The organism is Blautia sp. ZXY-1-B12, assembly GCF_056339915.1.
Map to the genome: position 1 here is coordinate 1 of NZ_JBWJVP010000274.1, position 7,701 is coordinate 7,701.

General features: G+C 37.9%; 10 protein-coding genes and 1 pseudogene. All 11 read right to left on the reverse strand.

Features of this window, described 5'->3' with window-relative positions; genetic code table 11:
* Window positions 1–79 precede the first annotated feature (79 nt).
* A pseudogene (locus tag AC075L_RS19370) lies at window positions 80–287 on the reverse strand (transposase).
* 247 nt (window positions 288–534) lie between these two features.
* A complete protein-coding gene (locus AC075L_RS19375) occupies window positions 535–684 on the reverse strand; it encodes a hypothetical protein (RefSeq protein WP_020993714.1) in 150 nt (49 codons plus the stop codon).
* Window positions 685–976: 292 nt separating this feature from the next.
* A complete protein-coding gene (locus AC075L_RS19380; protein ID WP_008704877.1) occupies window positions 977–1,384 on the reverse strand; it encodes an arsenate reductase ArsC in 408 nt (135 codons plus the stop codon).
* Window positions 1,377–1,796, reverse strand: coding sequence for a DUF5714 domain-containing protein (locus AC075L_RS19385; protein ID WP_008704879.1), 420 nt, complete (start codon window positions 1,794–1,796; stop codon window positions 1,377–1,379). The genes AC075L_RS19380 and AC075L_RS19385 overlap by 8 nt, the downstream gene beginning before the upstream one ends.
* Before the next feature lie 15 nt (window positions 1,797–1,811).
* Complete coding sequence (locus AC075L_RS19390) at window positions 1,812–2,036, reverse strand: hypothetical protein (RefSeq protein WP_020993713.1); 225 nt, start codon at window positions 2,034–2,036, stop codon at window positions 1,812–1,814.
* A 29-nt stretch (window positions 2,037–2,065) separates the two neighbouring features.
* Complete coding sequence (locus AC075L_RS19395) at window positions 2,066–2,470, reverse strand: (deoxy)nucleoside triphosphate pyrophosphohydrolase (RefSeq protein ID WP_008704882.1); 405 nt, start codon at window positions 2,468–2,470, stop codon at window positions 2,066–2,068.
* A gap of 21 nt (window positions 2,471–2,491) precedes the next feature.
* Window positions 2,492–2,782, reverse strand: coding sequence for a DEAD/DEAH box helicase family protein (locus AC075L_RS19400; protein WP_020993712.1), 291 nt, complete (start codon window positions 2,780–2,782; stop codon window positions 2,492–2,494).
* Window positions 2,783–2,820: 38 nt separating this feature from the next.
* Window positions 2,821–5,982 (reverse strand): DEAD/DEAH box helicase, encoded by a 3,162-nt coding sequence (locus AC075L_RS19405; protein ID WP_008704886.1) that lies wholly within the window; start codon window positions 5,980–5,982, stop codon window positions 2,821–2,823.
* Between the two features lie 464 nt (window positions 5,983–6,446).
* Window positions 6,447–6,809 carry a YccF domain-containing protein gene (locus AC075L_RS19410; protein WP_008704887.1) on the reverse strand — a complete coding sequence of 121 codons (363 nt, stop codon included), beginning with the start codon at window positions 6,807–6,809 and terminating at the stop codon, window positions 6,447–6,449.
* A gap of 69 nt (window positions 6,810–6,878) precedes the next feature.
* Window positions 6,879–7,235: a VOC family protein gene (locus tag AC075L_RS19415; protein ID WP_476388042.1), complete on the reverse strand. Its 357-nt coding sequence runs from the start codon at window positions 7,233–7,235 to the stop codon at window positions 6,879–6,881.
* Window positions 7,236–7,277: 42 nt separating this feature from the next.
* The coding region (locus tag AC075L_RS19420; protein ID WP_476388043.1) for an SDR family oxidoreductase at window positions 7,278–7,701 on the reverse strand (424 nt) is incomplete at its 5' end.

Sequence of the window (7,701 nt, forward strand, 5' to 3'; positions counted from 1 at the left end):
GCCCGATGAGATTCGCATATTCCCAGCTGACCTTTATGGATGTTTTCTTTGACAGAAGCATTTCCTCTCCTCCATCATATCAGTAAGCTTTGCTCTGATGTTCGATGTACCTGCGGATGTTTTCTTCCGATACAGATCCGACCGTTTCCACATAATAGGAATGATTCCACAGCTCCCCTTTCCAAAGCTGGTTTTTTATTTCCGGAAAACGTTCGAAAAGCTTCCTGCAGATATGCCTCGACCTCCGCATTTAATATCTTCCGCCGGTATTTCACTGACCATACCATATGGTAATTAATATTACACACAAGTGCGGTAATGTATACGATTTTCTTTCATACATATATGTATACCATGATATCAAAAATTTCGCAATAAAATATCGAACATATTTTCTTTTTATAATGCCGAGTACAGCTTTTTATAGGGGGAAATTGAATGAAAACCGTTTTGTTATTTTTATTTATTATGAGTGCAGATATGCACAGTTTGCGCTTTCATCTCGGTAATTGAATTGCCGAGGATTCCCGCTTATTATCCTAAATCCTTTAATACCAACTCAAGTATAACATAGATATAACCCCTGTAGTGCATAAACTCGAAATATTCCTGTTCACTGGCAAATAAAATGTATTTGCCTTCTACGTATCCCATGTATCCGTTGCTTGTGTTATAACCTTTCATCTGCCAGTTCCCCCTTGATTTCTTTTTCTAATATTATCAGTTTACACCAAATGGCTGTGCAAAAATCCCGACAACCAAAAGGCTAAACTTCCTAAATCATTTTTGTATTCAACAGCTAAAGATAGAGAATAGCAAGGACAGGAAGTAGTTACCCACCTTCCGGACATTCGTCCCAGAACAGAAATCCTACTGGAATACTTGCAGATAAATAAAGAAAGCAGCTCATCTTCCTTTGTCACAGTAAGTCCTGTGTCATAAAGCTGATAAGCTGCCATTTTGTTCTGCAGGTATTCTATTTGTTCTCGCTCAACCTTTTCTTTAGCTCAATGATATTCTCCTCAATCCGCTGTATCACAGTCTTGAAATCATCATCTGATTTCCCCGTTGGATCATCAAGTCCCCAGTTATCATCAAATGCTCTTCCAATAAAAGGACATCCCACATTACAGCCCATTGATATTGCAATATCAACATCTGGGATATCAGCAATCAGCTTACTATACTGACCATTTGCTTCCATGTCTATTCCATAAATCTCTTTCATGATACGAACGGCATCCTGATTAATCTGAGACTTTGTCTCTGTTCCGGCCGAATAGCTTTCAAATATATCTGATGCCAGATGTTTTCCCAATGCCTCTGCTATCTGACTACGGCATGAATTATGAACACAGATAAATGCGACTTTTTTCTTATTCATGAAATGGGCACCTCTCCTTAATACATTGATTGTTCTTACCAGAATGAATACACTTTATAACAGGCTTTTCCATTTGTATATTGAAATTCTCTGCCACATAGTCAATCGCTGAGATTATGGCCATATAAGAATCTCTTTTACAACATCTTGGTCCACCAATGCTCCCGATTGCGTCAAGTGCCTTGAAAGTCATTTTATTAGCAAGCCCCCAAGATTCATTTTTAAGTGGGGTTGCTCCTGAGATTATTGATATAAACACTCCTGCACTAATACCAACGCCACAAGCTCCCCAGAATCCACATACACCGCCTGGAACAGCTTTTCCTCTATTCAATGATTGTGGAATTAACCTGATATTCAGCTTTCTGCATTGCAGAAACAGCTTTCCAAAAACAACGATAATCAATAACATTTAACGGCACTCCCATCAATTCGGAAGTGCCACTTTTTCCAACTTATTATTCACATCAAAGCAAACCTTGTCCCCTTCATTGATGTTACATTCATAGAGCATAGCATCCTCTGCTTTTATCCTTATTTCTTCGCCTGAAGAATTCGTAAGCGTCACTATTGCCATGACTGGCATGCCTTTCGGTCGCTCTTCACAACCGAAGTCCAGGTCTTCATCAATTCGTTTTACTGTGTATATCATAGCAATTCCTCTGAAAATAATATTAGAAATCAGTTCTCCATGTTCCTTCGAATTTTCTCTATCAAAGTGATATCTGCCGGTAACCAGGCAACGCTGTTCAGTTGATCCTTCGTAAGCCATTTTGCAGCTTCCGCTTCTTTTAGTTCCAGGTGACCCGCTGTGACCTCTGCCCAGAAGCAATCCATGGAAAGGTGAAAGGTGGGATAACCATACTCTATAGTGTCAATCAAATCCCCTACCTTAATTTCTGTATCCAGTTCTTCCATGATTTCTCGCTTTAATGCTTCCTGAGGAGTTTCTCCTGCTTCGATTTTTCCTCCAGGAAACTCCCAACCGCCTTTCAGCTCACCGTAACCACGAGCCGTTGCAAAAATTTTATTCTTTTCTTTCATATTGTCGCAGATAACTGCTGCAACTACTTTTATTGTCTTCATTTGTTTCGTACCTCAAATCATTTATGCTGTAATATTTGACTGTAAATACCGTAATAAATCTTCTCTCACTGGATGATGCATTTTCATCGTTACTTTCGTGATCGGCTGCATACGTCCGCGATTATCTTCTTTCCGGGCATTTCTGGCTCCCACCAATCCCATTGTCACTTTCTTATCAAAAACTTTTTCAAAAGATTTTTTAGCCTGCTTCGCAAGTGTCACACGATGAACCAGAAACAACACTCTTTTGAAACCAAGCTCACGCATAGCAAGTGCGGATGCATATATCTTTCCTGTTCCCGAATTTGTCAAGAGAGTACGCACATCTTTTTATTTCTAATCACATAGAATTACAAAGCAATGCTCTTGTTTGCCTTTGGAAGCATATCCGCAGGAATCGAATTATGCAGCTTCCATACGAAACTGACAGGTCTCTCTCCTTCATGCTTCACATAATCTGCATTTCCTAAAAAAGTATATGGTGCTGTATATGAACCAAGCCTTTTAAATTCACGAACAAATAATGATATGATATCACCTGTATTCTTGTGATTAATATATCTCTGTATTTTTGCACTCGCTTGCCTATCCTGACTTTGGCTTTGCCAATGAAAGAGCTTATCGTTAATTGCATAATCCTCATACATAGTAGATGGAGAGAAATCTTTCTCTGATTTGTTCAGATTAATAAAAAAGATATCTGTTTTTTTATCTTCAAAACGTTTTACACCTTCTCTGAATTCCGGTGATTCTGTCTCTGTAAATAATCCAAATGCAGCCATAATCTGATTTGTGTTATAACGGCAGTGTAAATCCAGAGGACAAAGATAAGAGTATTCATTTCTCCCAGCAACAAAACTGATATGCTTACGATTGTATTTCAAAATCTGCAGAACTTCATCTCTTACAAAAGTTTCCTTTAGGACTGACTCAATTCCTTCATCGATACTTTGGAAACCGCATTTAGCCGGATTCTTTTTATAAAATGTATAATAAAGCATATTTCGCATGATGCGTTCTTCTTCGTTATTTGCAACTTTATTACCGTCAATATATCTGATCCAATAATCCAGTAGTCTGGCTGAGTTCACATGGAAAAATCCGGTCATCATACTGTAAATTTTATCATCTACATCTCTGTCATCTTCAATAATGCCTGCCCACTTTTTTAAGCGGAACAAAGATCTGGCACCTGTATTCTGATAGAAATCATACAGAGACATATTATATTCCAGCAAAAAGTTTTCCAGATTAAGCGGTAATCCAGTATCTTCTTCAAAGGTTCTCACCATTTCAATCAGTGCTCTTTTGTTATTATCTGTCTGCTTCAGGTTCTCCAGAATATATTCTTTTGCATACTTTTCAAGTTCGATATAGCAACCTCTTGGCAGATTGCTGAATCCATCCTCCACCTGTTTACGAATGGATTTTCGGCCTTTCCCTACAATTGCCTCAAATTTCATTGCAAAATTATACTTTTTGTTTGCCTGTCCAATAAAATCAAGAACCGTAAGGCAATCTTTCCCTGGACTTAAACGTAACCCTCGTCCTAGTTGCTGTAAAAATACAGTCGCACTTTCTGTTGGCCTCAAGAATAAGACGGTGTCTATAGCCGGGATATCCACACCCTCATTATATAAATCCACAACGAAAATAAAGTTTATCTTTCCACTTAACAAATCTGTTTTTGCATCATTTCGAATATCGTCTGCACTTTTCGAAGATAATGCAATGGACGGGATTCCTTTATCATTAAAATATTTCGCCATGTAATTTGCGTGAGCAACACTGACACAAAATCCAAGACCTTTCACAGACGAAATATCTGTCACATATTTTTTTACACTGTTTAAAATCAAAGCGCAACGTCTTGTATCTGCCGTATATACTTTTTCCAGCTCTGACACATCATATTTACCACGCGTCCATTTGAAATTCCTATAATCTGTGTCATCTGTTACACCCAAATACTGAAAAGGACTTAACAGATTTCGATCAATCGCTTCACCCAACAGTAATTTTGATGCAATACGTCCATCAAAATACTTCAGGATATCCTTACCATCCATTCGGTCAGGAGTAGCAGTCAATCCTAATAGAATCTTCGGCTCATAGTATGCCAGTAATTCCTGATAAGAATCAGCTGCTGCATGGTGGAATTCATCCACTATGATAAAGTCATAATAATCCTTGCTTGTCCACTGAGAAAGCTTTGCAGAATTGAATGACTGGATACTGATAAACAGATGCTCAATATCCGTTGGTTTATAACCATCTACGTACAACTCACCAAAATTAAAGTCATTCAAAACTTCCTGGAATTTCTGAATGCTCTGTTCGAGAATCTCCTTTCTGTGAGCCACAAATAACAAGCGTGCTCTTGGGTTCTTCTCCTTAAAAGCTTTATAATCAAATGCCGCAATAATTGTTTTTCCAACACCTGTCGCTGCAGAAACCAGATTACGATAATGTCCGTATACTTCTCGTTCTGCAGCAAGATTATCCAAAATTTCCTGCTGATATGCATATGGTCGAATCGAAACCTGAAGACTACGTTTTGACTTTCTATCAAATGCAGCCCTCGTTAATTCTTTTTTCAGCTTTTCATGACAGTCTGGGTTTTCAGGGTCAAAGGTTTCAAAAGAGGCATCATTCCAGTAGCTCTCAAAGGAAACCGAAAACTTTTTCACAATATCAAATGACTCTTTCTCAGTCACCTTCACATTCCACTCCAATCCCCCAGTCAAAGCTGGATTTGAAAGATTTGATGAGCCAATATATGCAGTTGAAAATCCAGTGTCTCTTTTAAACAAATAAGATTTTGCATGCATACGTGCATGATTCGTTTCATAATTAATCTTCACTTCCGTATTTGGAAGCTCTGCAAGAGCAACAATCGCTTTATAATCTGTAGCCTGTGTATAAGTCGTTGCAATCACACGTAAACGAACACCCTCTCGTTTCGTGAATGCAGTCAATTCCACAAGAAGTGGACGTATTGCACTCCACTTAATAAATGAAACCAAAAGATCAATAGAATCAGAGGACAAGATTTCTTTCTTCAATTCCGAAAGCATACTTGGCTCATTTTTAGATCCTGTAAACAAGGCATTCTCTACAATTGACGTTTCCGGATGCACAGCTTTGATTGTATTAATGCTTCTTGCTGAATTCATTTTTTCATATAATGAGGTTAATACTTCTCCTTTTTCAAGAATGATATTATCCTCAAATTCAGGTTCATTCGTATGCTCTGCTATTTCCTGAACGATTTCATTACATAAGCGAATTTGTGCCAGTAACGATTCATTTTCTTTAGATGACGGGAAACTGTCTCTTAAGTATTGCAAAGCCTGATTTATGACATATGATATGTATATGGTAAGAATACGTCTTGCATCCTCTCCATCAAGTTTTTCTAATTCTATATCATATTTTTCACGATCAAGCTGCTGCAGTTCTTTATTTATTCTCGTATTAACAATCTGTTCGTATATCCCATTTTTTAACATTAAACCCATCTCCTTGTTATGTATCATTCCTATTTACAACAATGTAAGTCAGAATATACTGTTATTATTAATTATACTACACAGACTCATAATTCGGTGGGAAAATTTTCCGGAAGCAATTCTTCGAAATACATATAATTATAAGGAAAATTCATAATGCTTTCTTCCACTCTTCTGTTCGTGGCTCTGCTGTTTTCTTGTTTCTACTTCAATCTGCTTTGCAGCAAGTGCTTGTAATACACTTGTCATAAATAAGATTCTGGAATTTCAGCTTGTTCTAACAATTTTTCGCTTTGATAGGCATTCTTCGTAAATCCAATATGTTAAATAAAAACGCCAGTAGAATACTCCACTGACGCCTTACAAATACTATTGTTTTTTCTTATTATGTATTAATAACTTTACTTATGATTCCCAATAGCATTTGAATCATTCTCTCAAATGACTCCTTAAATTTTTGTATTCTACCCTATCACACTGGCACCAAATGGCATGAAAGAAAGTCTTGCCATCTTGAAAAACTGCTTTCCAAACGGAATTCCAACTATCGTAATACACCATATACAACCAACTATCAGATTTCCAAGCGCCATTTCCCAACCAAAAAATACAATCCATATGAGATTTACCAAGAATGAAAACATACCATTTCCATACACGATTTCTTTTCCAAACGGCCAGAATGCCAACGTTGCAAATTTAAAGCATTGCAGGCCTACCGGAATTCCAATAATTGTAATACACCATATGCATCCTGCAAAAACCCATGCCAGTCCACCCAGCAATCCTCCAAATATAAACCAAAGGATATTACCTATAGTTCTCATGATAACACATCCCCCTTAAAGTCCTCTGAACATCTGATCAACATGATTTCTACGATTTCTCAACCAGCTTTACGGCAGAATCTCAAGCCAGTATCCATCTGGATCTACAATGAAATAGATTCCCATGGCTTCATTTTCGAAGCAAATACACCCCATCTCTTCGTGCTTCTTGTGCGCTGCCTCATAATCCTCCGCCTTCAATGCCAGGTGAAATTCGCATTCACCCAGATTATATGGCTGTGGATGATCTTTAAGCCAGGTAAGTTCCAACTCAAAATCACTTACATCGTTGCTCAGATACACAACAATAAAATCATCGGTAGTCTTTCTTCTCACCTCGTGCAGATCAAGGGCCTCGTTGTAAAATTTAATAGATCGGTCCAGGTCTGATACATTGTAATTTTCGTGAATCATCTTAAATTTCATAGTTCTTCTCCTTTTGTACATTTTGTGTTTCTAATACGTGACTTAAATGTCAAATCTCCAACCACAATCGCCATGATAAATCATTTGTTTTGTCATACCACCGTCAATACAGATATTTTCACCTGTAATAAAGCCTGCTTTTTCAGAACAAAGAAACAGTACCATATTGGCAATATCCATGGGATTTCCCACACGATGAACTGGCTGCTGCACTGCATCTGCTCCTGTATATTCGGTAAAGTCAGTATCTATCCATCCCGGAGAGATTGAATTGACTCGTACTCTTCCTGCAAGGCTGACTGCCAACGCATGAGTTAATGCTGAAATTCCGCCTTTTGCTGCGGTGTAACTTTCTATTTGCGGTTGACTCATGCGGTCACGGGAAGATGAAATATTGACAATGGCAGCTCCTTCAGAAAAATATGGCTGAAATAGTTTGGCCAGATAAAACGGTGCCGTAACACCT

Coding starts and splice junctions, on each gene's coding strand:
- AC075L_RS19415 (WP_476388042.1), bottom strand. CDS start 7,235: ATGAAATTTAAGATGATTCACGAAAATTACAATGTATCAGACCTGGAC.
- AC075L_RS19380 (WP_008704877.1), bottom strand. CDS start 1,384: ATGAATAAGAAAAAAGTCGCATTTATCTGTGTTCATAATTCATGCCGT.
- AC075L_RS19405 (WP_008704886.1), bottom strand. CDS start 5,982: ATGTTAAAAAATGGGATATACGAACAGATTGTTAATACGAGAATAAAT.
- AC075L_RS19410 (WP_008704887.1), bottom strand. CDS start 6,809: ATGAGAACTATAGGTAATATCCTTTGGTTTATATTTGGAGGATTGCTG.
- AC075L_RS19395 (WP_008704882.1), bottom strand. CDS start 2,470: ATGAAGACAATAAAAGTAGTTGCAGCAGTTATCTGCGACAATATGAAA.
- AC075L_RS19390 (WP_020993713.1), bottom strand. CDS start 2,036: ATGATATACACAGTAAAACGAATTGATGAAGACCTGGACTTCGGTTGT.
- AC075L_RS19375 (WP_020993714.1), bottom strand. CDS start 684: ATGAAAGGTTATAACACAAGCAACGGATACATGGGATACGTAGAAGGC.
- AC075L_RS19385 (WP_008704879.1), bottom strand. CDS start 1,796: ATGTTATTGATTATCGTTGTTTTTGGAAAGCTGTTTCTGCAATGCAGA.